Origin of the sequence: Mesorhizobium opportunistum WSM2075, assembly GCF_000176035.2 — a bacterium.
Lineage (GTDB): Bacteria > Pseudomonadota > Alphaproteobacteria > Rhizobiales > Rhizobiaceae > Mesorhizobium > Mesorhizobium opportunistum.
Map to the genome: position 1 here is coordinate 4,778,385 of NC_015675.1, position 22,544 is coordinate 4,800,928.

The window sequence follows — 22,544 nt, forward strand, 5'->3', positions numbered from 1 at the left end:
AACGGCGGAGAATGGCGCCCATGGACACGACCGAAAAACGCCAGCGCGGCCGGCCGCGCGCCTTCAACGGGCCATCCGAAGCCAATTCGGTGCAGTCGCTCGACCGGGCCTTGCGTATCCTGGCCATTGTCGCCGAAGGCAGTGGCCTGTCGCTGAGCGAGATATCCGCGCAAAGCAGCCTTGCTGCCTCCACCGCCTACCGCATGCTGACCACACTGCAGAATCACGGCATGGTCGAGTTCGACACCAGCGACCAATTGTGGTCGATCGGTGTCGAGACCTACCGCATGGGCGCTGCATTCCTGCGCCGCCGCAAGCTGGTCGACCGCGCTCGCATCGTCATGCAGGAGCTGATGGAAAAGACCGGCGAGACCGCCAATCTCGGCGTCGCCGAGGATGATTGCGTGGTGTTCGTCAGCCAAGTCGAGACGCATCAGGCGATCCGCGCCTTCTTCCGCCCGGGAACCCGCAGCCCCTTCCATGCCTCCGGCATTGGCAAGGCGGTGCTGGCGCATCTCGAACCCGAGCGCGTCGGCATCATTTTGCGCAAGGCCGGCCTGCAGCGCTTCACCGACAAGACGCTTTCGGAAATCCCGGCGCTTGCGCATGACCTAGCTGTCATCAAGCTGCGCGGCTGGTCGGTCGACGACGAGGAACGGCACCCCGGCATGCGCTGCGTGGCGGCCGCTATCTTCAACGAGTTCGGCGAGCCGATCGGCGGCGTCTCCGTGTCGGGGCCGACCGTGCGGGTGACGCCGGAGCGGCTGGCCGAGATCGGGCCGATGGTGCGCAATGCCGCGGCTGAAGTGACCAGGATGATCGGCGGCATGCAAGCCGGCTGATCAGCCCGCCCCGGGCAACGCGCTCCTGGTCGCGATATCGAAGAAATCGAGCAGGATCGCCATGCCGACACCGCAGGCCGTGAAGACGAGGCCGGCGATGAAGATGCGGTTGGCGCGTTCGTAGACGCGCCGCTGCAGCGACTTTGTGTCGAGCAGCAGCGACAGCGCCCGCATCTGCAAGGCGATACCGGCCAGGATCGGCAGGACGGCGACCAGATGGTAGGTTTGCCAGGGAATCGGGTTGGCGGCCCAATGGGTGATGAAACCCAGCGAAAATGCCAGCAGGATGCCGACCGTGGTGACGGTGCCATTGCGGAAAACCGTCTCGATCAGGTCTTCTTTCGGGTCCTGCTCGTCCAAGCCACCCTCCCTCGATGCCCATCGCAAGAGACTAGACGCTCCGAAAATCGCTGTATAGCGCCCGCTGCATGGGACCGCCTTGCCGTGGCGTTCGAATGCATGCGAAAGGGCGCGGATGAGAAAAACGATCCAGCTTTTGCTTGTCGCTTCATTGTGCGGATGCGTGGCGGCGGCACCTCGGCTCGATGCGGGCGACCAACGCGGCAATCCCATTCCGATCTCGCCCATTCCGATCTCGCTCGCGCTGGAGGAGATCATTACCGGCGGCATCCGCCAGCATCTGCCGGATCCGGCCTCCGCCAAGTTCGGGACGATGCTGGCCGGCGAGCGGACGTCGGGGGGCCGCCAGGAGATCGTGGCCTGCGGCACCGTCAGCAACAGGATCTCATCCGGGGCTCACGGCGATGACAAAGCCTTTGTCGCCAAGATCTACCCGGATGCCGGAAGCAGCTTCGAACTCGCCGCGATGAGCGATGGATCGGCGGATTCCCGGCTTCGAATTCAGGGCCTCTGCCGCGCGGCCGGTTTGCCGGTTCTCGACGCCGACGCGAAGTTCTAGACCCGCGACCTTCAAAACGAAGAAGAGGGGCTGCCCGCAACCCCTCTTTCCTGTCGTTGGTTGGCCTCCGCTCAGAGCCGGCAGTAGTGGCTATAGCCGTCGCGGCCGATGTAGGTGTCGGACTCCGGATCGTAGCTCGAGTAGCGGTCGAAACAGCGGCGGACGTGCCAAGAACCACCGTCTTCGTCGACATAGACGGTACGCGGCGGCTGCTGGGAGAGCAGGCTGCCGAGGACGAAGCCGCCGACGCCGGCGGCGATGCCGATGCCGATGTCATGGTTGTGGTGATGGCTGTGGGCTGCCGAAGGCTGAACGGTGCCAACCAATGCGGTGGCGGCGACAGTGGTGGCGATGAGGCCGGAAACGAGTGTGCGCGTGAACATGATGATCTCCTTGCTTCGTTGACCGAGGCGATCCATCCGCCTCTTGATCATCTGTCGTTGCGGCAAGAAGAAAGGTTCGAATCTTTTTTCGTCTTTTTTTGAACTGGGGAAATCGCGTCCACCGCGATGGGCGGACTCGGGTATCGCGAATTCCGGCGGCTGCCGGCGTCTAATGCAAAAAGGGCGGCCGAAGCCGCCCTTTTGAGGAATTGGGTCCCTCCATCAAAGGAAAATGATCACCCTGCCGTGCCTGTGGTGATGATGGTGATTGTAGTGCTTCCACCAGAACTTCTTGAAGTGGTGGTGATGATGATGATGGCCGTGCATGCCATGGGCAGACGAGGTACCGACGGTGCCGGCGAGCGCGCCGGTGGCGACGAAGATGGCGACGAGGCCTGAAGTGAGAGTGCGCTTGAACATGATGATCTCCTGGATCTTTTGATCGAGGCGACCCATTCGCCTCCGAACATCAGTCGGCGCGGCGCGGGAAAAGGTTCGAAGGGGCGAGGATTTTTTTCGGCGAGGCTCGGGGAAGCGAGTAGTGAGTAGTGAGTAGTGAGTAGTGAGTAGTGGAAGTGAGCCGCACGGCTCACTACTGACTACTGACTATTCCCTACTCACTCTCTTCGTTCACCCCATGCCCGTCACATGGCGAAGCCAGAAGGCGAGCGCGATGAAGCCGATGATGGTGGTCACGCCGGTCCAGTCGACATTGGCCTTCTTCACATCGCTGATAAGCTTCACCAGCAGCATCCAGGCGATGACGACCATGGGGAGAATGATGATGAGCCTGATCATGCGAAACCCCGGTTGAAGCGATTACACCATCCGATATGTAGGAAACGCCTTTGCGGATTTCAGCATCCTCGCGCCGCGACGTCATCCACCACGGCGAGTAACCGAAAACGGAGTTTTGTCTTTACTGGCGCAACAAATATGCTACCGGAGCGCCGTGCCCTTGTAGCTCAGCTGGTAGAGCAGCGGTTTTGTAAACCGAAGGTCGGCGGTTCGATTCCGTCCGGGGGCACCAGTTCACCTAACGATCCGTCAAGAGCCGGAAGCCTCTCCGAGCGCGACCGCAACGCGATATCGCTATGAGGCGCTGGCGACTTGCCCTGATGCGCCCGCTTTGTTGAACGTGTTCCTCACCCTGACAGACCTGTAGACATAAGCAACCCAGATGCCAGCCGCGACAAACGAGGCTATCGGTGCCGCCAGCGCATCACCTGCGAGCACCTGGTTCACCGGAACGCCCAGAATTGAAGAAATCCAGATCGTGTCCAGGACAAAAACGACAGGGATCGCAAGCCACTGGAGCAGAAACAACTGCGGGAACCGGCGGCTTTTCCGCAGCATGGAAACGAGCACAACCAGTTGAAGCGCCAGAAATGCCAGATTGAGAGCAACCTCGCCATACACCGCCAGCGGCCCGTTTGAGAGGGCCATGAGTTGCTGGTAGCCGTCGGCCGAGTTGGCGAAGTCGGCAAGTGTGCGCAACGGTGATAATGCCTGACCGATAGCCAGCAGCATCAGCCAACCGCCGAAGCCCACAAGAGCCTCAGGATTCTGTGACGGCTTCGCGGCTGATCGAGCAGCAAAGAAAACAGGCACGCCGATCAACAGCAGCACGATCGCCCAATGCCAGACGGAAAACGCCCCCATTTACCCCTCCCCCTTTTTTATGCTCCTCTAAGTTGTACCAGATTTCAAGCTCAACTCAAGAGACGAGCCTCGCGTGACACGACATATATGCCGAGGTGACGATTTCTCCTGCCTGCTCCTGACTCGCTCACACTCCGATCGCCGCCACCAATATGCGGTTCTGCCTCCGTATCGCCGCACGCAACTCCGGTATTCTTGCGTCGTCGCGCTTCACGAACTCGATGAACATCATGTTCATGTTGTTGAAGATCAGTTCACCGAGCGCTGCCCCGTCGATGTCCTGCCGTACCAGCCCAATCTCCTGCAGCCGGGCGATCAGCGCGCGGATCTGTTCCGTCAGCGAGCGGTCCAACGCCGTATAGGCCTGGCCGAATGGGCTGTCGGGCAGTTGCATCGAGATCGCCATCGCCTGCCGCCACATCTCCTTGCTGAGATAATGCAGCGAATGCTCGATATAGATGCCGATCAGCGTGTCCAGCGCGTCGCCGACATTGGCCGGCGGCCTGGCGACGACGCCGCGGCCGGCGTTGAGCACTTCGTTGACCTCCAGCGAGACGATGGCGCCGAGGATGTCGCCCTTATTCTCATAGTAATTGTAGATGGTGCCGACCGAGACCTCGGCCTGAGTGGCGATCGCCTCGATCTTGGCGCCCTCATAGCCGGCCTCGCGGAAAAGTGCGGCCGCCGCCTCGATGATGCGCCTGTGCCGATCCGCCTTTTGCCTTGCCCGCAATCCGCTCATATCAGCCTCTTGCCACAAAAATAGAATTGACTCAATTTTAAAACTGGTTCAATTTTTTGCAAGAAGCCACGAAGGCAGGGAGAACACTCGATGTCCGCACAGTCAAAAGCCATGAATCCGCTTTCCGTCCTGAAGAACCAACTGCGCGCCGCCTGCGCTGCCACGGCGCTGCTGCTTGGCGCCGGCAGTCTCGCCGAGGCCGCCGATCTCAACGCGCTGATCTGGTGCGATCATTCCGATCCGGCGCTGCTGCAGCCCTTCGAGGAGGCCAACAACGTCAAGGTCAACGTCAAGGAATTCGAAGGCACCGGCGCCGGTCTCGCCATCGTCGAACAGTCGCAGCCCGGTGACTGGGACGTGATGGTGATCGATAGTATCGATGTGCCGCGCGGCGTCGAAAAGGGCCTGTTCGAGCCACTGCCGGAAGACAAGCTGCCGCTGGCCGACCTGTTCCCGCAGGTGAAGATGGACGGCTCGACCGTGGTCGGCGGCAAGCGCTACGGCATCACCGAAAAGTTCGGCTACAACACCATCGGCTTCAACAAGACCAAGGTCGACCCGGCCGACATGCAGTCATTGGCGTCGCTGACCAGCGACAAGTACAAGGGCAAGGTCGCCATCTACGACTATTACCTGCCGGTCATCGGCATGGCGGCACTCGCCATCGGCAAGAAGACGGCCGACCTCACCGAAGCCGATCTTCCCGCCCTCAAGGAAGAGCTGCTCAAGATGAAGGCCAATGCCAAGCTGGTCGGCGAAGTCACCGCCAGCCAGACGGCGCTTGCGACCGGCGAGGTCGACATACTGGTCGGCGGCGGCGAATGGGTGACGGCGGGGCTGGCCAAGGAAAACCCGGCGCTCGACTTTTCCATTCCGAAAGAAGGCGCGGTGCTGTGGTCGCAGTCGCTGGCCATGTTCAAGGATTCCAAGAACAAGGACATGGCGCTGAAGTTCATCCAGTACATCATGAGCCCGGAAGGCCAGGCGCAGCTTGCCACCTCGTCCTGCTATTGGGGCATGCCGTCCAACGCCAAGGCGGCACTGACCGACGATCAGAAGAAGATCCTGCGCTTCGACGAGCAGCCCGGCTTCCTTGCCCGCGCCCAGGCCTATCCGGCGCCGAACGCGGATCTCGACAAGAAGATGCAGGATATGTGGACCGAAATGCTGCAGGCGAAGTGAGTGCTCATGAATTCGGTGAGAAGCAGCGGACGGGGCAATGCCCTGCCTTGGGCGCTGGTCACCCCGGCGCTCGGTTGGACGCTGCTGTTCTTCGTGCTGCCCTTCATCGCCATGGGGTTTTCCAGCCTGACAGTGCATGAGGGCGGCGGCTTCACGCTCGCCAATTACAGCCAGTTCTTCACCGACCCGTCCTACTGGCAGGCCATGGTGAACTCGCTCGAGGTGACGGCGATCGTCACCGTGGTCTCGGTGCTGCTCGCCTACCCCTTCGCCTGGATCCTGGCCGAACAGGTGCCGGAACGCTGGCAGCGGCTGGCGCTGATGCTGGCCGTGCTGCCGTTCTGGACCTCCTATGTCGTGCGCTCCTATTCCTGGCTGCTGGTGCTGGCGCAGAACGGCGTCATCAACCGCGCACTGACCGGCGCCGGCCTCATCACCGAGCCGCTGCAGCTCGCCAACACTCGGTTAGCCACGGTCACCGGCTTCGTGCATTTCTTCGTCATGCTGTTGACGCTGACCATCTTCGCCAATCTGAAGCAGCTCAGCCCGAGTTACCGCAAGGCCGCGGCAGATCTCGGCGCCGGACCGGTGCGCACCTTCCTGCACGTCGTCCTGCCACTGACGCTTCCCGGTATCATGGTCGGCGCCTTCCTCACCTTCGTGCTGTGCATCGGCGACTACATCACGCCGCAGATACTTGGCGGCAACAACGAGCTTCTGATGCCGCAGCTGGTGATGATGCAGATCGGCCGGCGTGGCGACTTCCCGCTCGCCTCAGCGCTGTCGATCATCCTGATGGCCGTGGTCACCGTCGCCTACCTCGCCTGCGCGCGCTGGCTGAAGATCGAGCGGGCCTGACTATGCATAGGATTGTCCGCGTCATTTCCTTGGTCTACGCGCTTGCGGTCTATGGCTTCATCTTCCTGCCGGTGGTCGTGCTGGTGCTGTTTTCGCTGCAGGCGACGTCATTCCCGATCCCGCCGTTCACCGGCCCGTCGCTGCGCTGGTACGAGGCCGTTCTGTCCGACACGCGACTGACCTCGGCGCTGATCAATTCGCTGCTGGTCGCATCGATCTCGTCCCTCGCCGCGGTCACGCTGGGTTTCCTCTCGGCCTGGGGTTTCGCGCGCTTCGTGCTGCCCGGCTCGGGCCTGCTGCGCGGGCTGATCACGCTGCCGCTGACGGTCAGCTACCTGATCATCGGCATGGGGCTGCTGGTGCTGTTCAACTGGGCCGGCGTGCCGAAATCGCTGCTTGCCGCCGGCATCGGCCATGTGGTGATCAACCTGCCGCTCTGCTTTGCGATCATCTACAGCCAGATGGGCGGCCACCAGATCAACATCGAGCGCGCCGCGCGCGATCTTGGCGCGCCGGAATGGAAGGTGCTGCTGCTGGTCACAGTGCCGGTGATGGCCCCGGCGATCTTCGCCGGCTTCTTCCTGTCGATGACCTTCTCCTGGGACGAGTTCGTGATCTCCTTCCTGCTGACGCGCTTCGACACCACGCTGCCGGTGGAAATCTGGAACCTGCTGCGCTCCGGCCTCAATCCCAAGACCAATGCGGTCGGCTCGCTGGTCTTTGCCGTTTCCATCGTGCTGGTCGTGGCGTTCGAACTGACATTGTTGCGCAGGAGAAAGACATGATCGCGCCCCTGGTCGACATACGCAGCGTCTCGCACCGTTTCGGGCAACTGGCCGTGCTGAAAAATGTCTCGCTGCAGATCGAGCCCGGCAGCTACACGATCCTGCTCGGACCGTCGGGTTCGGGCAAGACGACGCTGTTGTCCATCCTTGGGGGTTTCGTCACGCCCAGCGAAGGCAAGGTGTTCATCAGCGGCAAGGATTGCACCTCGGTGCCGCCGGCCAGGCGCCCGACCACTACCGTTTTCCAGGATTATGCGCTGTTTCCGCATATGAGCGTCGGCGGCAATGTCGGCTTTGGGCTGCGCATGCAGGGCGTCGACGGTGCGACCCGTGCCGCCCGGGCGCGCGAGGCGCTGGCTCTGGTTGGACTTGCCTCGGCCTTCGACAAGAAGCCTCATCAACTCTCGGGCGGCCAGCGGCAGCGCGTGGCGCTGGCGCGTGCGCTGGTGATCGAGCCGGCGGTGCTGTTGCTCGACGAGCCGCTTGGCGCGCTCGACCTGAAGCTGCGCCGGCAGATGCAGGACGAATTGAAGGCGATCCAAAAACGCGTCGGCACCGCCTTCATCCATGTCACCCATGACCAGGAAGAGGCGATGGCGCTTGCCGACCACTGCGTGGTGATGAATGACGGCCGCATCGAGGACGAAGGACCGCCCGAGCGCGTCTATGCCCGGCCGGCGACGCGCTTTTCCGCCACCTTCATGGGCGAAAGCACGATCCTCGCTGGCACGGTCACCGAGGCCAAGGACAAGACAAGCACTGTCGCGACGCCGGTCGGGGCGGTCTCGCTGCCCGGTGCTTTGCCGGCAGGCTCGGCCGTTGCGCTGGCCATACGGCCGGAACATCTGACCTTGGGCGCGGCCTCAGGCGCCACAAGGCTGGGCACGGCCAAGGTGAGCGACGTCGTCTTCCAGGGCAGCTTCAAGCGTGTGCTCGCGATGTCCGTCGAAGACCCTTCGGTGCGGTTCATCGCCAAGCTGCCCGCAGCGGCCACGGTCCAGCCGGGCGACACGGTCGCGGCTTCGTGCGATACCGACCAGATCATCCTGCTGACGGATTGAACATGGGCATGCTTGCGGTCATCGACGCACCCGACTGGTACGAGACCATCCGTATGGCCGACGGCGTGACGCTGATCCATGAGCCGTGGATCAAACCGTTCTTCCGCTGCAACATGTGGCATGTGCGCGGCCGCGACCGCGATCTTCTCTTCGACACCGGGCTCGGCCATTTCAGCCTCAGGCAGCACGTGCCGCTGGTGGCCGAGCGCAAGCTGACCTGCGTGGCCAGCCACACGCATTTCGACCATATCGGCTGCCATCACGAATTTCCCGACCGCTGCGTGCACCGCGCCGAGGGGGAAATCCTCGCCGATCCGCGCAACGAATGGACGGTGGCCGACCGCTATGCGACCGACGAGATGTTCGATGGCATCCCGAAAGGCTGGGACACCGCGCGCTACGGCATTTCAGCCGCGCCGGCCGGCCGGCTGCTCGAACATGGCGATGTCATCGATCTCGGCGACCGCGCCTTCGAGGTGATCCACACACCCGGCCATTCCCCCGGCGGCATAGCGCTGCATGAAAAGAAGACCGGCATCCTGCTGTCCGGCGACATCGTCTATGACGGTCCGTTGATCGACGACGTCTATCACTCGGACATCCCGGACTATGTCGAGACACTCGCCGCCCTGCGCGACCTCGGCGTCTCGGTCGTGCATGGCGGCCATTTCCCGAGCTTCGGCAAGGTCCGCTATCGCCAGTTGATCGATGAATACCTGGCGCGAAAACGGCAGGTCGGCTGCCATCTGCACAAGAGCCCCTGACGACCTTAACGCATCAGTTCAAAAATGTTGCGGAAATGCCTGATGCAGCAGCAGCAGCATGGTTTTGCGCAGCACATCGGTGTCACGGCCGGAAGGGTTCAGATGGTCCCAGTACCAGGCGCCATGAACCAGATAATTCAGGCTTTCCGACAGGGTGTGTATGTCGACGCCGGTGTAACCACCGCTGCGCGAAATCTCGATCAGCAGCTCGCGTGCTTCGGCGGTGTAGGCGAGATCGCTCGGCAGGCCGATTTCATTGTAGATCTGCATGCTCTTGCGGTCGCTGGAGAACACGACAAAGACCGAAACCCATTTCGGATGCTGCCGGGCGAAGCGCTGCGCGCAATCGACGGCGCCCAGCAGCCTCTCGACCGGCGACAGGCCGGGCGCCCTCACCAGCATCACCCACAGCTCGTCATATCGATCGCTGAGATACTGCAGGACGGCCCGAAACAGGTTTTCCTTGCTCCGAAAGTGAAAGACGACCAGCGCGTTGGACGAGCCGACATGTTCAGCGATGCGCTGCATGGTGACGCTCGCCAGGCCCTCCTCCGCGATGAGCTCGATCGTGGCGTCGATGATCCGCTGCACGCTCGCTTCGCCGCGCTCGCGCCGACGGTCCTTGGGGGCGGCATCGTTTGCCGCGCCCCTGCCCTTGGCCGTCGCAGCCTTGCGTTTCTCCGGCTTTGCGGTTGCCTTGCGTTGCGCCATTTTCGTCAGGCCTTTCGGACCCACGGCGGAAATATCCAGCCGCATAGTTACTTCGCTCGCTCCAGAGGTCACTCAGAGCGAAGGGCGTGTCCCGGCGTCTCCATACCATTGCCCCCGGGCCGTTTCATAGGCTAGCCCAGCCCGGAAGACATCGGCATCGCTATAGGTCCGGCCGACGATCTGGATGCCTGTCGGCACGCCGCTGGCCGCATGCCCCGAAGGTATGGACAGAACCGGGCAGCGGCTCATCATGTTGAATGGCGTCGTCATCACCCAGCCGAGCGACGGGTTCACCTCTTTGCCATTGATCTCGACCCTGTCCCTGGTCTGGTCGAACTCCGCCGGCACCGCCGGAAGCGCGTTGGTCGGGCAGATCAGCACGTCATAGGCCTCCAGCAGTGGACCCAGCGTCTGGTACATCTTGGCCGCCACATCGAGCGTTGCGACAAAATCCGTCGCCTTGGATTTTTGTCCGTCCTCGGCGAACTGCCGGGCATAGCTGGTCATGTCCTTGCCGTGCTTCCCGAGCAGTTGCGACAGCGATGCGCCGAAAAGATGCTCCAGGTAGGCCATGCCGGCTTTGAGCACATCATTCCCCCAGCCCAGGTCGACTTCCTCGACGGTGGCGCCGAGCGAGCGGAACACGTCGCAGGCGGCAAGAGTGTTCTTGCGCACGTCAGGGTCGACTTCAAACGATCCGAGATCCATGGAAAAGGCTATCCTCCAGCCCTTGATCGGCTTGTAGTCGAGCGGCAGACGCAGCTTCGGGCGCAGCGTGGCGATATCGAGCGGGCTCGGTCCGGCCATGACGTTCTGCAGCAGGATCGCATCCCTGACGTTTCGCGCCAGCGGACCGGTGTGGCAATAGAAGTCGAGATTGAACGGCGGTTCGTCCGGATTGCGCCCGTAAGGCGGCTTGAAGCCGACGAGGCCGCAGGCCGAGGCCGGAATGCGGATCGATCCGGCAATGTCCGAGCCGGTTGCGATCGACGACGTACCGGAGGCAAGCGTGGCCGCCGAACCGCCGGACGAACCGCCCGGCGTGAAGTCGCGGTTCCACGGGTTGCGGGTGACGCCCCAGCGCTTCGACCAGGTGTAGCCTGCACAGCTGAACTCGGGCGTCGCCGTGCGGGCATGGACGATGCCGCCAGCCTTGATGACGCGCTCGTTCATCGTCGAGGTGTGGCCGCCAATGGTGTCCTTCGACAGCAGCGAGCCGTGCGATGTCGGCTTGCCCTTGATGTAGCTCTCGTCCTTGATGCCGATCGGCAGGCCCTCGAGCGCGCCGGTGCGGGCGTCCTTGGCATATTTCGCCTCGGCCTTGGCCGCCAGCCCCATCGCTTCCTCGAAATGCGTGAAGGTGAGGCAGTTGATCGCCGATTTGGTGGCTTCGGCACGGCGGATCGTGGCGCGCATCAATTCGACGGGCGACAGTTTCTTCGCCTTGAACAGTCGCAGTGCCTCATGGGCCGGCATGTAGCAAAGGTCGAGATCGGACATCGGAAATCTCCCCGCGATCGCGAGACCGCACTGGCATCAAGGTCGGATATGAGGGTAGCAGGACCGCGCGCTGCGGTCCGGTGGCTGTTCGTCGGGTTCGGCCGGCGGCGCTACTTCTGCAGGTCTGTCCAGATTTTCGTGTAGAGCGCCTGCACATCCGATGGGCAGGCCGGCATGAACTGGCCCTTGGCGGCGAATTCGGCCGGAACATTGACCTCGGGTGCGTTTTTCATGTCGTCAGGCATGAAGGCTTCCGAACCTTTTATGCCGTTCGCGTAGCGCGCGAAGGCCGAGATCATAGCAGCGTTCTTCGGGTCCATGATGAAATTCTGGAAGAGCTTGGCATTCTCGACATTCTTGGCGTCCTTGAGCACGGCGACATTGTCCATCCAGATCGGAAAGCCTTCCTTGGGATAGCCGTAGACGATCTTGTCGTTCTGCAGTCTCTGCCGCAGCGAAATGCCGTTCCAGTTGACACCGGCGGCGATGTCGCCCCTGCCCAGGCCGTCGACGGCCGCGTAGTCGAGCGAAAGCCATTTCGCCTTGGCCTCGACCAGCTTGTCGTGGACCTTCTTCAGCACCTGCATGTCGTTGGTGCAGTACTGGCCGCCTTCATAGGCGATGGCGAGGAACATGATGTCCCCCATTTCGGGGACGACGTTGATCTTGCCGACCAGCTCGGGCGGCGGATCGAGGAAGAGCGCCGAGGTGTTGGGGTCGCCGGCATAGACCGACTTGTTCACCGAAATGCCTGTCGTGCCCCACTGCCACGGAACGGTATATTTGCGGCCCGGATCGAAGGGAACGTCTACCCATCTGGGATCGACGTTCTTGAAATTCTCCATCTTGCTGGGATCGGTTTCGAGCAGCAGGCTTTCGCTGATCCAGATCGGCACGACGCTGGCGGAGGGCACGACGATGTCGTAGCCGGAAGCGCCCTGGCGGACCTTGGCCAATGCGGTGTCGTTGGAATCATAGTCGGTGACGGTGACCTTGACCTTGTAGGTCTCCTCGAATTTCTTGATCAGGTCCGGGTTGGTGTAATTGCCCCAGTTATAGATGTTGAGTTCGCCATCGGCGCGGGCGACGCCGGTTACGGCGAGCAGCGACAGCCCGACGGTTGCCGCGGTCAATTTCCAGTTCATGCGAGTGCTCCCATTGTTGGGACCGGGCTGCGTATCGCCTCAGGTCCATTTCCTGCTGATGAACAAGCCTGATGACGCCTTCGCCCCGATTGCGGGCCGGATGGCCGACACGATATTCCCCTTTTCGCGGCCATTCACCGGCGCATGCCGGCTGGCCAACTCTTAACGCCAGGAATAATTATAACTAACCATACAGTCAATATGTTTTCACAAGCTTTGCCACGCGCGGCCGCTGCCTTCCCGAGCGATTTCCAAAGGGACGTCAGCGACTGGTTGAAGGACGGCCTGGCTTACCTGGTGAGACCATGCAAGGTCCCGGCAGGCGCAGCCAAGAAGTTGCCTGGACGCTCGACGGCGACCTTCAGGTTGTTACGGGTGGAAGCGAGATCGTATAGCGCGGTGGTGTCGACGCCTTCCGGCCTCTCCTCCACTGCTTAAACCGATCTCTCAGGCGGATTGGAGGCTTCTCGTAGATCGGAGGAGCAAGGCCAGCGAGTTCGTAATAGCCATCGAGGATGTTGGTACGCAGCAATTGGCGTTCCTGCGGATAGAAGCTGAAATGCGCCACGATCAGGTCACCAAATATCTTGCCCGGCCGGTCCAGTCTGGTAGGCAAGGTCGCCGAAAGCCACTCCTCCTCATCGCCCGACGGCGGATGGAAACTCTCTCCCAGGCCGACAATATCCGATCCGAAAAAGCCGAGTGCGTTGATCGAAAAGCGCGACAGCCTGATCTCCCTGTCCGGCACGCGGAAGTCATCAAGCCGGTTGGCGCGGACGGCCTCGATGAAGACCGGATGAAGCGCCTGTGGAAAGCTGGCATGAGCCCAGGAGAATTCGCATGACGCCTGGCAAGTCAGCGGCCCGTCCACCAGGACCCTGGAAAGCTGCTTGATCAGTGAATTGCAGATGGCGTTGTTGATGATCAACGGCGCGTACCAGATGGCCGATCCTCTCTCGGCCATGACCCTCGTCATGAACTTTTGAAAGAAGCCATCCTCGACAAAAACCACATCGTCGTCGAGGCGCAGGTAGAAAGCCTCGGCGTCGTCGCAAAAACGATAGAAGTCGCCGATGACGTTAAACCCGCCATCGGCATGTGGAAGTTTCTTGATCCGGCATCGCGGATCGGAGGCGGCCAGCCGCTGAAGGTAGGCGCGGTCGGCTTCATTGCGGCAATTGTCCCACAGGTGCCATTCGTGCACGTCGGGGCTTTTCAAAACGTGATGGCTGAGCAAGCGAAGATATTTCTCGCGCCCTGCCGGAGTCACAACGATCAGCTTCATGAAACGTACAATCCTGTGATGGCGATGGTTTACTCGGCCGATTGACCAACGATGACAAATCAGGTGGTCGAATACTGAAGTTTCTTTCAGGCTACAACAAAGCTGATGTAGCTTGCCAAAAAATATTTCTGTCCATTCGGACTGCCACCTCGTGTTCCAAACACTTCAACCCCATGTCGTTTTTCGCTTGTGTCGTGAGCGGCAGCAGCCAATAAGGCACGGACTTCAAACGCTGGATGGATCGGCCGAATGGACAAGAACCTGCTGAGCAAAGCCGACATCCTGATCGTCGGCGCGGGATTCTACGGCGCGACGCTGGCGGAGCGTATCGCCACCCAACTCGGCCGGCGGGTGCTGGTGATCGATCGGCGCACGCATATCGGCGGCAATGCCTATACCGAGCAGGATCCCGTCACCGGCGTCGAAATCCATCGTTACGGGCCGCATCTGTTTCACACTTCCAACGAGGAGGTCTGGAACTATCTGCAGGGTTTCACCGGCTTCACGTCCTATCGCCATCGCGCATTCTCGACCTATCGCGACAAGGTCTATCCGCTGCCGATCAACCTCGCCACGATCTGCCAGTTCTTCGGCAAGCGGCTGAGCCCGGACGAGGCACGCGGCATGATCGCCGAGCAGGCTGCGGAGCTTGGCGACCGCCCGCCGGCCAATCTCGAGGAGAAGGCGATCTCCCTTGTCGGCCGTCCCCTCTATGAAGCCTTCATCAAGAGCTACACCGCCAAGCAATGGCAGACGGACCCGCGCGAACTGCCGGCGCAGATCATCGCGCGCCTGCCGGTCCGCTACACGTTCGAGGACGGCTATTTCAATGACCGTTTCCAGGGTCAGCCCGTGGATGGCTACACCGCGATCTTCGAAAAGATGCTTGCACACGACCTCATCGAAACACGGCTTGGCGTCGACTTCTTCGACATCAAGCCCCTGCTGCCGAAGGACCTGCCGGTCGTCTATACCGGCCCGATCGATCGCTATTTCGACTATTGCGAGGGCGAACTCGGCTGGCGGACCATCGATATCGATCTGGAGGTGGTGAACACACCGGATCATCAGGGCACGGCGATCATGAACTATGCCGACGAAGCCGTGCCCTACACCCGCGTGGTCGAATTCCGGCATTTCAATCCGGAACGCCAGCACGGAAGCGACAAGACACTCATCGGCCGCGAGTATTCCCGTTTCGCCGGCCGCGCCGACGAACCTTACTATCCAATCGACACACGCAAGGACCAAGCGATCTACCGTCGTTACCTCGAAAGGGCGGCGGCCGAGAAAAACCTGCATCTGGGGGGACGGCTGGGCACCTACCGGTATCTCGACATGCACCAGGCGATCGGCGCGGCCCTCAAGGCCTTCGAAACCGTCTTTGCCCCCCATTTCACAGGCAAGCTCGATTCACTTCCGCGATCGGCATGATCTCACGATCGCAACGGCTTCACGATCGGAATGAAGGGCCGTACGGCTTACAGCTCCGCCCTTTGCGGGCAAGGCATTCCGGCGGCATCGCCACAGCGAGATGCGGTGGGCACTGGTCTGTTGCTCATTTCTTCCGACTGGCGAACCAGCGCGGCGAAGACCAGCGCAAAGCTTCCCAGGATGACAAAAACGATGATCAGGCGTGCTACCGGCAATATGTCGGCCTCGTCTGGTTGGCGCGCACATCCCCGAACATCAGATATTCTCGAGGGATCATGCGCACAGATCAAAAGTGCCGCAGCGTCCTTTTGATGTCCCGAAGGATCCGGCAATGCTGCGGGCGCCCCACGCCACCCATGCCGGCTAACATGATCGATCCAGCTTTACGAGAGGTTACGGCCGGCCTTAACCATCACATTCGTTGGTGCCTTGACATCAACCGCGACCGGCCGGCCTCGGCAGACCGTGGCACGATCGCTTTGCCGGCCGACACAATGGCTCTCTTTGCAGACCTGCCCGCCCCATGCTACCCCGGCGTTGGCGCGGTCGGAACTGCCGCCAATCGGTCGCGATCGGGAAGCCATGAGCACAGCCGCCAACAGCATCGCCTTCGTCTCGTCCGACACAGCAGACGCCAAGGCGGCGCTGGAAAGCCTGTCGGCGCGCTATGGCCAATGTCCAGTCGCGGATGCAGGGGTTGTCGTGGCCCTGGGCGGCGACGGCTTCCTGCTGCAGACCTTGCGCGACACGATGGGGACGGGAAAGAAGGTGTACGGCATGAACCGTGGCACCATCGGGTTCTTGATGAACGAGTACCGTTCCGGCGGGCTCACCGAGCGCATCGCGGCAGCGGTCGCCGAAACGATCCGCCCGCTGGAGATGCTGGCCGTCACCTCGGAAGGCGAAACGGTCTCGGCTCTGGCGATCAACGAAGTGGCGCTGTGGCGCCAATCCTATCAGACGGCCAAGATTCGCATCAGCATCGATGATCAGATACGGCTTGAAGAGTTGAATTGCGATGGCGTCATGATCGCGACGCCGGCCGGATCCACGGCCTACAATCTCTCCGCGCACGGCCCGATCCTGCCGCTCGATGCGCCGCTTCTGGCGCTGACCCCGGTCAGCCCGTTCCGTCCACGCCGCTGGCGCGGTGCATTGCTCTCCAACAAGGCGACCGTGCGCTTCGACATTCTGGAGCCGGAAAAGCGGCCGGTGAACGCCGCCGCCGACCACACGGAGGTCAAGGCGGTGACCACCGTGACGGTGCGGGAGTCGCCGACTGCGACGGCGACCTTGCTGTTCGATCCCAACCACTCCTGGAACGAGCGCATCCTGGCCGAACAGTTCCGGTATTGAGCCGGCACAGACACAAGCAGCCGGATTAAGCATCGCGATTAAGGTTACGACTTCACAATCGCGCCAATCCCGCCCGTTTCTGTTGACAAATCGCGGGCTTGCGCCTAATCGCAATACCAATCTTGCAGGCGCGTGGCGCTTGCCGCGACGAACAACGTTGCGCTTCCCCGAACCAGCCAAAGACAGCAACACTTGTCCTCAGACACCACGACCGCTCAAGAAGCGTTGACCTTTTCAGACCTCGGCCTGTCGCCGAAGGTGCTTTCCGCAGTTACCGATGCCGGCTACACGCAGCCGACTCCGATCCAGGCTGGCGCCATTCCGCACGCCTTGCTCGGCAAGGACGTGCTGGGCATTGCCCAGACCGGCACCGGCAAGACGGCTTCCTTCGTGCTGCCGATGCTGACCCGGCTGGAAAAGGGCCGCGCGCGTGCCCGAATGCCGCGCACACTGATCCTGGAACCGACGCGTGAGCTTGCCGCGCAGGTCGAGGAAAACTTCATCAAGTACGGCAAGAATCACAAGCTCAACATCGCGCTCCTGATCGGCGGCGTGTCGTTCGACGAACAGGACAAGAAGCTGGAGCGTGGCGCCGACGTGCTGATCGCGACGCCCGGCCGCCTGCTCGACCACCGCGAACGTGGCAAGCTCTTGCTCAACGGCGTCGAAATCCTCGTCATCGACGAGGCCGACCGCATGCTCGACATGGGCTTTATCCCCGATATCGAACGCATCTGCGAGATGATCCCGTTCACCCGGCAGACGCTGTTCTTCTCGGCGACGATGCCGCCGGAAATCACCAAGCTTACCGAAAAATTCCTGCACGCGCCGGTGCGCGTCGAGGTCTCCAAGGCCGCGTCGGCCGCAACCAATATCATCCAGCGGCTGGTCAAGTCGGGCTCGAAACCCTGGGACAAGCGCGAGACGCTGCGCAACCTGATCAAGGCCGAAGATGCCGAACTGAAGAACGCCATCATCTTCTGCAACCGCAAGGTCGAGGTGTCGGAACTGTTCCGCTCGCTGCTGAAGTATGATTTCGACGCCGGTGCGCTGCATGGCGACATGGACCAGCGCGCCCGCATGCAGATGCTGGCCAATTTCCGTGATGGCAAGCTGCGCTACCTCGTCGCTTCGGACGTTGCCGCGCGCGGCCTCGACATCCCCGATGTCAGCCACGTCTTCAACTATGACGTCCCGATCCATGCCGAGGACTATGTCCACCGCATCGGCCGTACCGGCCGCGCCGGGCGCTCGGGCAAGTCCTTCACCATCGCGACCAAATCCGACACCAAGTATATCGACGCCATCGAGCGGCTGATCGGCACCAAGATCGAGTGGCATGACGGCGATCTGTCGACGGTGGTCGCCAGCGAAGGCGAGGACGACGCGCCGCGCCGTGGCAAAGGCGCACCGCGCCGTGCCGGCCGCAAAGATGACGACCGTAAGGACAGGGGCGAGCGCAAGGACGGGGGCGAGCGTAAGAAGGGCGGCGAACGTCGCGCCAGACACAGCGAAGAAGACGCGCCGGCCGTGGTTGCCCAGCAGCACGAGCAGTCCGACGCAGCAGAGACGCCGGTCGCCGACGTTGTCGAACGGCGCGCGCGCAAGGATGCAATCCGTTCGGAAAACACCGAGCGTAAATCCTCCGATCGCAATGAGCGCGCACCGGAACGCGGTGATACAAGGCCGCAGCGCGGCGACAACAACCGCCCTGGCCGTCAACGCCACCAGGAAGACAACGACGCCACCGTCGGCTTCGGCGACGACATGCCGGCCTTCATGCGAATCGTCGCCAAGGTCTGATTCCCGGGCGGGCAAGCCAGCGATCCGGCTTGCCCTCGGTAGACGCACCGATGGATATCGACGGGCCTCGGCTTGGCGTGCCTGCTACATCGGGCCTGGCATCATCTTGGTCGGTTTCTCCAGCATCGGAAACTCGGCCTTGTTGCATTTCACCTTCGGGTTCGTCGGACTGAACATGCCGTTCGGATTGTCCGTCAGCCAGGCGTGAAGGTCATAGTGGACGAACTCCCTCGGGATGAGCGGATAGTGCCCCTCCATCGGGCCCATGAAGGTCTGTCCAAACAGCTTCGGCGGCGCTTTGACGTCCGGCGTCAGCGGCACCAGCCATTCCACACCGACCAACTTCAGGCCTTTCTTGGTCGGCTCGTAGATCAGGACGTTGGGCTTCATCGGGTCGAGTTTCTGGCCGACACTCGGGACATTGACGAAATGGATGCCCATGGCGCCCTTCGGGTAATCCATCGAGCCCGCTATCTTTTCTCCGCTGTAGTAGACGCAGCCGACCGTCGACAGATAGAGGTCGCGGACGGCGGCGGTGTAATCCTCATATTTGGCGAGCGATTTTTTCAAGGCATCGATGTCGGCCTTGTTGGCGTCCTCGGCCCTCGCCGCGGCGAGGCCCAGCCATAAAGTTGCAATGCCTGTCAAAGCAAGGACGCCGCAGCGCCCAAGGGTGGCTGTTCTTGTCATGCATTCCTCCCAGACTTCTGATCTGGCCGTGCAAGACCGAGGCGGAAAAATGCTGATTGCGCGGCCGATTGTACCGCCTCATCCCCTCCGGAACAGCGAGGATGATATTCCTTTCCATGGTCGCGGGAAAGAAATTTATTAGAAATCGCTAAAATAGAGCGCGCACTTAGACAAAACGGCTCCGCGTGGGAGCCGTTTTGTTTTGGCTTGCCGAACAGGTCGGGGCGCTTGCCGGACAGATCAGGTGAGCGGCGAAAGCTGTATCTCGACGCGGCGGTTCTGGGCGCGGCCCTCGGACGTCGCATTGGAGGCGACCGGACGCGTCTTGCCGAAGCCGGTGACGGCGAAGCGGCGCTGATCGACGCCTTGGCCGGCCAGATAATTGGCGACCGCCAGCGCACGACGCTGGGACAGATCGAAATTGTGCTGGTCGCCACCGGTCGAATCGGTGTGGCCGAAAACGTCGACCGTGGTCTGCTTGAACTTCTTCAGCACCAGCGCAACCGAGTTCAGCACCTGGTAGAAGCCCGGCTTCACCGCATCCTGATCCGAATTGAAGGTGATGTCGGACGGCATGTTGAGGATGATCTGGTCGCCGCTGCGGGTGACGCTGACGCCGGTGCCCTCGAGCTGCCGACGCAACTCCGCCTCGTTCTGATCCATCGTGGCGCCGATAGCGCCGCCGGCCAGCGCGCCGATGCCGGCGCCGATCAGCGCATTGCGACGGTCATTGCCGCCGGCAAGCAGACCGAGGCTGGCACCCGCCAAGGCACCAAGACCGGCACCCGCGGCCGTGTTGGAAATCTTCTGGTCGCCCGTATATGGATCCGTGGTGGTGCAGGCGCTCACGAGCAAAGCCGTCGCCACGACGACGAGCACGGTCTTCTTCATAGATGGTCCCTCTCCAAGTCGCGCCTTTTCGACGGCGCCAAATCAGCCCTTGCCGCGACTTGTACCATGAAATGCGGCGAAAAGCGGAACGGGAAAAATCGCCTGCAACGGCTTTTTCCCTGGAGCCGGTCGGGTAACGAACCGTGTTGGCTGGCTACCAGAGATTCTTGCCGTCAATGACCACCACTTCGACCTTGTCGAGATCGAAATCATCGAACAGCCGTGAATTGACGCTGATCTTCGGATTGTCAAAATCCGGCTCGCCGGTGGACCAGTCCGGTGTTTCGGTGAAAGTGCCGCAGCCGCAGATGGCGCAAAACCCATGTTTTACGGTTTTCGATCCCCACTGATAGAAGGAAACCTTGTTCGGCGGCGTGATGAGCTTGAACTGCGAGGGGATGTAGTAGGCCCACAGCGAACCGCGCTTCGAGCAGAACGAACAGGTGCATTGCGTCACCGTTTGTGGGGCCTGCGAGACCTCGAACATTGTCGCCTTGCAGTGGCAGCTTCCCTTGATGGTCATGAAACATCACCTCTCCGTTGGCCGCCGCCCCTGCAACAGGGCACCATAAAGAAGCGATGCTGACAACTGTCCGTCAGCAGGCTACGGCTGAAGGCAACCTCGGCCTTCACCTGCCAATATAGGCGGCCAGTTCGTCCGGCGTCCCATTTGGGAAAGCCTGTTTCAGGAAGTCCAAGAACGCCGATACGCGCGCACTGAGCAGCCGCCGAGATGGGTAGAGCGCCCATAGAGAGATCTCGGGGCCGTCGATATCTCCCCAATTCACCAATGTGCCGTCAGCCAAGTCGTGGGTCACCAATGAAATGGGAAGCCGTCCCGCACCGACGCCGGCTCGCACCGCGTCCCGGACCATGATGAGCGTTGACAGCGTGAGGACAGGCTCGACTGTAATCGTCGAGCGGCCAGCTTGTGTCTTCACGTGCCATGTTTGCCGATCGCCTGGGCCGCGGGCAACGCTAGGAGCGGCGAGTCCATCTGTCGTGCGAGGAAGGCCGGGGCTTGCCACCACGACCAGACGGTCGCGCAGAAACGCCCGTCCGACCAGGCCTTCGTCGGGATCTGGATTGACTCGAATTGCCAGGTCATAACCTTCCTCGATCATGTCCACATACCGATCCTCGGTCGTGACCTCCAGCCTAACCTCCGGATACTTAACGGCAAATCCCGCGGCTATCCTCCCCATTGCGGTCTGAGAAAAATGGAGAGGTGCACTGATCCGTAATCTGCCCTTGGGTCTCTGACCGCCCGAGGCAATCGCCGCCGCCGTCTCGTCCAGTTCGGCAAGCAACGTCCCCGTCCGCTCGAAGAGGGCCCGTCCTTCCTCGGTCAGCTTCAAGTCACGCGCGCCCCGTTCAAACAGGCGCAGATCAAGACTGCTTTCCAACTCTCCAACGCGCCGGGACAGCGTTGCCTTGGGCCGGCCAGTGGCCCTTGCCGCCTTGCCGAAGCCAGCATGGCGGGCAACGAGATTGAAATCCGCGAGGGCAAGAAGATCCATGGCGTGTTCCACCAGTGAGACGATGCGTCTAAATTTTCCGCCTGTTTGGCGCTTTGTGAGCCACACATATGGGAGGCGTCAAGCACCCCAACAGGAGAAATTTCATGACCATTCTCGTTACCGGCGCCACGGGCAACATTGGGCGCCAAGTCGTCGACCACCTCGTCAAGCGCAACGCCGATGTACGTGCCCTCGTCCGCGATCCGTCGAAAGCCAGCTTCCCGGCAGGCGTATCCGTCGTGCAAGGCGACTTTCTCGATGTCGATTCGCTGCGCAAAGCCATGTCTGGAGTTTCCACTCTGTTCCTCCTGAACGCCGTGGTACCGGACGAGTTCACCCAAGCTTTGGTCGCGCTGAACGTCGCCCGATCGGCCGGCATCGAGCGGATCGTCTATCTGTCGGTGATCCACGCTGACGTCTACGTGAACGTGCCGCACTTCGCCGGCAAGTTCGGCGTCGAACGGATGATCGAGCAGATGGACTTCAAGGCCACGATCTTGCGCCCGGCCTACTTCATCCAGAACGATCTGATGGTCGAAGACACCATCACCGGCTACGGCACCTACCCAATGCCGATCGGCACGAAGGGTCTTGCCATGATCGACGCCCGTGATATCGCCGAAATCGCCGCCCTTGAGCTGTTGCGCCGCGAACAGTCCGCGGAGCCACTTGCGATCGAACGGATCAACCTCGTCGGTCCGCAGACACTGACCGGGACGGATATCGCCGCAATCTGGTCAGACGTGCTTGCCCGGCCGATAAACTATAGCGGCGACAACACAGAGGGCTTCGAGCAAAACCTCAAGCAGTTCCTGCCCGCCTGGATGGCTTACGACATGCGCTTGATGGGCGAGCGCTTCTTCACCGACGGGATGCTGCCGGAAGCCGGCGACGTCGAGCGCCTGACCGCGCTTCTGGGCCGCCCACTGCGCCCATATCGCGACTTCGCCTCAGCAGTCGCGGCCTCCGCGTGAGGCAACAGCGTCACAGGCCAGCCATCTCAGCAAGGTT

25 protein-coding genes and 1 tRNA gene are annotated in these 22,544 nt (G+C 61.6%); 12 read left to right on the forward strand and 14 right to left on the reverse strand.

Annotation, left to right across the window (positions count from 1 at the left end):
* The first annotated feature begins 20 nt into the window (after positions 1-20).
* On the forward strand, positions 21-842 hold the full coding sequence (gene bhcR, locus MESOP_RS23020; protein ID WP_013895725.1) for an HTH-type transcriptional regulator BhcR: 822 nt from the start codon (positions 21-23) through the stop codon (positions 840-842).
* Here the strand turns inward: bhcR and MESOP_RS23025 are convergent, their stop codons facing one another.
* Entirely contained in the window at positions 843-1,202 is a 360-nt protein-coding gene (locus MESOP_RS23025) for a hypothetical protein (RefSeq protein ID WP_013895726.1), read from the reverse strand.
* Between the two features lie 115 nt (positions 1,203-1,317).
* Here MESOP_RS23025 and MESOP_RS23030 point away from each other — a divergent pair, with 115 nt between their 5' ends.
* A complete protein-coding gene (locus tag MESOP_RS23030; protein WP_013895727.1) occupies positions 1,318-1,761 on the forward strand; it encodes a hypothetical protein in 444 nt (147 codons plus the stop codon).
* Positions 1,762-1,832: 71 nt separating this feature from the next.
* On the opposite strand, the gene MESOP_RS23035 is transcribed toward MESOP_RS23030, so the two are convergent.
* The 3 genes from MESOP_RS23035 to MESOP_RS33965 form a co-directional block, all read right to left on the reverse strand.
* The gene (locus tag MESOP_RS23035; RefSeq protein ID WP_013895728.1) at positions 1,833-2,144 is read right to left on the reverse strand and encodes a BA14K family protein; all 312 of its coding nucleotides are present in this window, start codon (positions 2,142-2,144) and stop codon (positions 1,833-1,835) included.
* A gap of 222 nt (positions 2,145-2,366) precedes the next feature.
* On the reverse strand, positions 2,367-2,564 hold the full coding sequence (locus tag MESOP_RS23040; RefSeq protein WP_013895729.1) for a hypothetical protein: 198 nt from the start codon (positions 2,562-2,564) through the stop codon (positions 2,367-2,369).
* A gap of 210 nt (positions 2,565-2,774) precedes the next feature.
* The gene (locus MESOP_RS33965; RefSeq protein ID WP_013895730.1) at positions 2,775-2,942 is read right to left on the reverse strand and encodes a hypothetical protein; all 168 of its coding nucleotides are present in this window, start codon (positions 2,940-2,942) and stop codon (positions 2,775-2,777) included.
* 156 nt (positions 2,943-3,098) lie between these two features.
* Here MESOP_RS33965 and MESOP_RS23045 point away from each other — a divergent pair.
* Positions 3,099-3,174 (forward strand) — tRNA-Thr (locus MESOP_RS23045).
* A 62-nt stretch (positions 3,175-3,236) separates the two neighbouring features.
* Here MESOP_RS23045 and MESOP_RS23050 read toward each other — a convergent pair.
* Positions 3,237-3,806 (reverse strand): DUF2569 family protein, encoded by a 570-nt coding sequence (locus tag MESOP_RS23050; protein WP_013895731.1) that lies wholly within the window; start codon positions 3,804-3,806, stop codon positions 3,237-3,239.
* 127 nt (positions 3,807-3,933) lie between these two features.
* Positions 3,934-4,548, reverse strand: coding sequence for a TetR/AcrR family transcriptional regulator (locus tag MESOP_RS23055; RefSeq protein ID WP_013895732.1), 615 nt, complete (start codon positions 4,546-4,548; stop codon positions 3,934-3,936).
* Positions 4,549-4,638: 90 nt separating this feature from the next.
* Between MESOP_RS23055 and MESOP_RS23060 the strand changes: the two genes are divergently transcribed.
* Genes MESOP_RS23060 through MESOP_RS23080 form a run of 5 tightly spaced genes read left to right on the forward strand, consistent with a single transcriptional unit; the run spans position 4,639 to position 9,198 of the window.
* On the forward strand, positions 4,639-5,730 hold the full coding sequence (locus MESOP_RS23060; protein WP_013895733.1) for a polyamine ABC transporter substrate-binding protein: 1,092 nt from the start codon (positions 4,639-4,641) through the stop codon (positions 5,728-5,730).
* 6 nt (positions 5,731-5,736) lie between these two features.
* Positions 5,737-6,588: an ABC transporter permease gene (locus tag MESOP_RS23065; RefSeq protein ID WP_013895734.1), complete on the forward strand. Its 852-nt coding sequence runs from the start codon at positions 5,737-5,739 to the stop codon at positions 6,586-6,588.
* 2 nt (positions 6,589-6,590) lie between these two features.
* Entirely contained in the window at positions 6,591-7,373 is a 783-nt protein-coding gene (locus MESOP_RS23070) for an ABC transporter permease (protein ID WP_013895735.1), read from the forward strand.
* Positions 7,370-8,434, forward strand: a complete 1,065-nt coding sequence (locus MESOP_RS23075; RefSeq protein ID WP_013895736.1) for an ABC transporter ATP-binding protein — start codon at positions 7,370-7,372, stop codon at positions 8,432-8,434. The genes MESOP_RS23070 and MESOP_RS23075 overlap by 4 nt, the downstream gene beginning before the upstream one ends.
* A gap of 2 nt (positions 8,435-8,436) precedes the next feature.
* Complete coding sequence (locus tag MESOP_RS23080) at positions 8,437-9,198, forward strand: MBL fold metallo-hydrolase (RefSeq protein WP_013895737.1); 762 nt, start codon at positions 8,437-8,439, stop codon at positions 9,196-9,198.
* An 18-nt stretch (positions 9,199-9,216) separates the two neighbouring features.
* On the opposite strand, the gene MESOP_RS23085 is transcribed toward MESOP_RS23080, so the two are convergent.
* From MESOP_RS23085 to MESOP_RS23100, 4 genes are all read right to left on the reverse strand, one after another.
* A complete protein-coding gene (locus tag MESOP_RS23085; RefSeq protein WP_245264951.1) occupies positions 9,217-9,933 on the reverse strand; it encodes a TetR/AcrR family transcriptional regulator in 717 nt (238 codons plus the stop codon).
* 48 nt (positions 9,934-9,981) lie between these two features.
* Positions 9,982-11,409: an amidase gene (locus MESOP_RS23090; RefSeq protein ID WP_013895739.1), complete on the reverse strand. Its 1,428-nt coding sequence runs from the start codon at positions 11,407-11,409 to the stop codon at positions 9,982-9,984.
* Between the two features lie 110 nt (positions 11,410-11,519).
* Positions 11,520-12,554 (reverse strand): extracellular solute-binding protein, encoded by a 1,035-nt coding sequence (locus MESOP_RS23095; protein WP_013895740.1) that lies wholly within the window; start codon positions 12,552-12,554, stop codon positions 11,520-11,522.
* A gap of 361 nt (positions 12,555-12,915) precedes the next feature.
* Positions 12,916-13,839 carry a hypothetical protein gene (locus tag MESOP_RS23100; RefSeq protein ID WP_013895741.1) on the reverse strand — a complete coding sequence of 308 codons (924 nt, stop codon included), beginning with the start codon at positions 13,837-13,839 and terminating at the stop codon, positions 12,916-12,918.
* 249 nt (positions 13,840-14,088) lie between these two features.
* Here MESOP_RS23100 and glf point away from each other — a divergent pair, with 249 nt between their 5' ends.
* The 3 genes from glf to MESOP_RS23115 all read left to right on the forward strand — a co-directional run bounded on the left by glf (position 14,089) and on the right by MESOP_RS23115 (position 18,432).
* Complete coding sequence (gene glf, locus MESOP_RS23105) at positions 14,089-15,273, forward strand: UDP-galactopyranose mutase (protein WP_013895742.1); 1,185 nt, start codon at positions 14,089-14,091, stop codon at positions 15,271-15,273.
* A 582-nt stretch (positions 15,274-15,855) separates the two neighbouring features.
* On the forward strand, positions 15,856-16,629 hold the full coding sequence (locus MESOP_RS23110; protein WP_041164248.1) for an NAD kinase: 774 nt from the start codon (positions 15,856-15,858) through the stop codon (positions 16,627-16,629).
* Positions 16,630-16,821: 192 nt separating this feature from the next.
* On the forward strand, positions 16,822-18,432 hold the full coding sequence (locus tag MESOP_RS23115; protein WP_041164249.1) for a DEAD/DEAH box helicase: 1,611 nt from the start codon (positions 16,822-16,824) through the stop codon (positions 18,430-18,432).
* Positions 18,433-18,516: 84 nt separating this feature from the next.
* Here MESOP_RS23115 and MESOP_RS23120 read toward each other — a convergent pair whose 3' ends face one another.
* The 4 genes from MESOP_RS23120 to MESOP_RS23135 form a co-directional block, all read right to left on the reverse strand.
* Positions 18,517-19,122, reverse strand: a complete 606-nt coding sequence (locus MESOP_RS23120) for a hypothetical protein (RefSeq protein WP_013895745.1) — start codon at positions 19,120-19,122, stop codon at positions 18,517-18,519.
* A 240-nt stretch (positions 19,123-19,362) separates the two neighbouring features.
* The gene (locus MESOP_RS23125) at positions 19,363-20,013 is read right to left on the reverse strand and encodes a YiaD family glycine zipper/OmpA-like lipoprotein (protein ID WP_013895746.1); all 651 of its coding nucleotides are present in this window, start codon (positions 20,011-20,013) and stop codon (positions 19,363-19,365) included.
* A 154-nt stretch (positions 20,014-20,167) separates the two neighbouring features.
* Positions 20,168-20,536, reverse strand: coding sequence for a GFA family protein (locus MESOP_RS23130; RefSeq protein ID WP_013895747.1), 369 nt, complete (start codon positions 20,534-20,536; stop codon positions 20,168-20,170).
* A 106-nt stretch (positions 20,537-20,642) separates the two neighbouring features.
* Positions 20,643-21,533 (reverse strand): LysR family transcriptional regulator, encoded by an 891-nt coding sequence (locus MESOP_RS23135; RefSeq protein WP_013895748.1) that lies wholly within the window; start codon positions 21,531-21,533, stop codon positions 20,643-20,645.
* 104 nt (positions 21,534-21,637) lie between these two features.
* On the opposite strand from MESOP_RS23135, the gene MESOP_RS23140 reads away from it, so the two are divergent.
* Positions 21,638-22,507, forward strand: coding sequence for an NmrA/HSCARG family protein (locus MESOP_RS23140; protein WP_013895749.1), 870 nt, complete (start codon positions 21,638-21,640; stop codon positions 22,505-22,507).
* Positions 22,508-22,544 lie beyond the last annotated feature (37 nt).

Excerpts from the sequence above, each read along its gene's own strand:
- bhcR (WP_013895725.1), top strand. The coding sequence starts at position 21 with ATGGACACGACCGAAAAACGCCAGCGCGGCCGGCCGCGCGCCTTCAAC.
- MESOP_RS23030 (WP_013895727.1), top strand. The coding sequence starts at position 1,318 with ATGAGAAAAACGATCCAGCTTTTGCTTGTCGCTTCATTGTGCGGATGC.
- MESOP_RS23035 (WP_013895728.1), bottom strand. The coding sequence starts at position 2,144 with ATGTTCACGCGCACACTCGTTTCCGGCCTCATCGCCACCACTGTCGCC.
- MESOP_RS23040 (WP_013895729.1), bottom strand. The coding sequence starts at position 2,564 with ATGTTCAAGCGCACTCTCACTTCAGGCCTCGTCGCCATCTTCGTCGCC.
- MESOP_RS33965 (WP_013895730.1), bottom strand. The coding sequence starts at position 2,942 with ATGATCAGGCTCATCATCATTCTCCCCATGGTCGTCATCGCCTGGATG.
- MESOP_RS23050 (WP_013895731.1), bottom strand. The coding sequence starts at position 3,806 with ATGGGGGCGTTTTCCGTCTGGCATTGGGCGATCGTGCTGCTGTTGATC.
- MESOP_RS23055 (WP_013895732.1), bottom strand. The coding sequence starts at position 4,548 with ATGAGCGGATTGCGGGCAAGGCAAAAGGCGGATCGGCACAGGCGCATC.
- MESOP_RS23060 (WP_013895733.1), top strand. The coding sequence starts at position 4,639 with ATGTCCGCACAGTCAAAAGCCATGAATCCGCTTTCCGTCCTGAAGAAC.
- MESOP_RS23065 (WP_013895734.1), top strand. The coding sequence starts at position 5,737 with ATGAATTCGGTGAGAAGCAGCGGACGGGGCAATGCCCTGCCTTGGGCG.
- MESOP_RS23070 (WP_013895735.1), top strand. The coding sequence starts at position 6,591 with ATGCATAGGATTGTCCGCGTCATTTCCTTGGTCTACGCGCTTGCGGTC.
- MESOP_RS23075 (WP_013895736.1), top strand. The coding sequence starts at position 7,370 with ATGATCGCGCCCCTGGTCGACATACGCAGCGTCTCGCACCGTTTCGGG.
- MESOP_RS23080 (WP_013895737.1), top strand. The coding sequence starts at position 8,437 with ATGGGCATGCTTGCGGTCATCGACGCACCCGACTGGTACGAGACCATC.
- MESOP_RS23090 (WP_013895739.1), bottom strand. The coding sequence starts at position 11,409 with ATGTCCGATCTCGACCTTTGCTACATGCCGGCCCATGAGGCACTGCGA.
- MESOP_RS23095 (WP_013895740.1), bottom strand. The coding sequence starts at position 12,554 with ATGAACTGGAAATTGACCGCGGCAACCGTCGGGCTGTCGCTGCTCGCC.
- MESOP_RS23100 (WP_013895741.1), bottom strand. The coding sequence starts at position 13,839 with ATGAAGCTGATCGTTGTGACTCCGGCAGGGCGCGAGAAATATCTTCGC.
- glf (WP_013895742.1), top strand. The coding sequence starts at position 14,089 with ATGGACAAGAACCTGCTGAGCAAAGCCGACATCCTGATCGTCGGCGCG.
- MESOP_RS23110 (WP_041164248.1), top strand. The coding sequence starts at position 15,856 with ATGAGCACAGCCGCCAACAGCATCGCCTTCGTCTCGTCCGACACAGCA.
- MESOP_RS23120 (WP_013895745.1), bottom strand. The coding sequence starts at position 19,122 with ATGACAAGAACAGCCACCCTTGGGCGCTGCGGCGTCCTTGCTTTGACA.
- MESOP_RS23125 (WP_013895746.1), bottom strand. The coding sequence starts at position 20,013 with ATGAAGAAGACCGTGCTCGTCGTCGTGGCGACGGCTTTGCTCGTGAGC.
- MESOP_RS23130 (WP_013895747.1), bottom strand. The coding sequence starts at position 20,536 with ATGACCATCAAGGGAAGCTGCCACTGCAAGGCGACAATGTTCGAGGTC.
- MESOP_RS23135 (WP_013895748.1), bottom strand. The coding sequence starts at position 21,533 with ATGGATCTTCTTGCCCTCGCGGATTTCAATCTCGTTGCCCGCCATGCT.
- MESOP_RS23140 (WP_013895749.1), top strand. The coding sequence starts at position 21,638 with ATGACCATTCTCGTTACCGGCGCCACGGGCAACATTGGGCGCCAAGTC.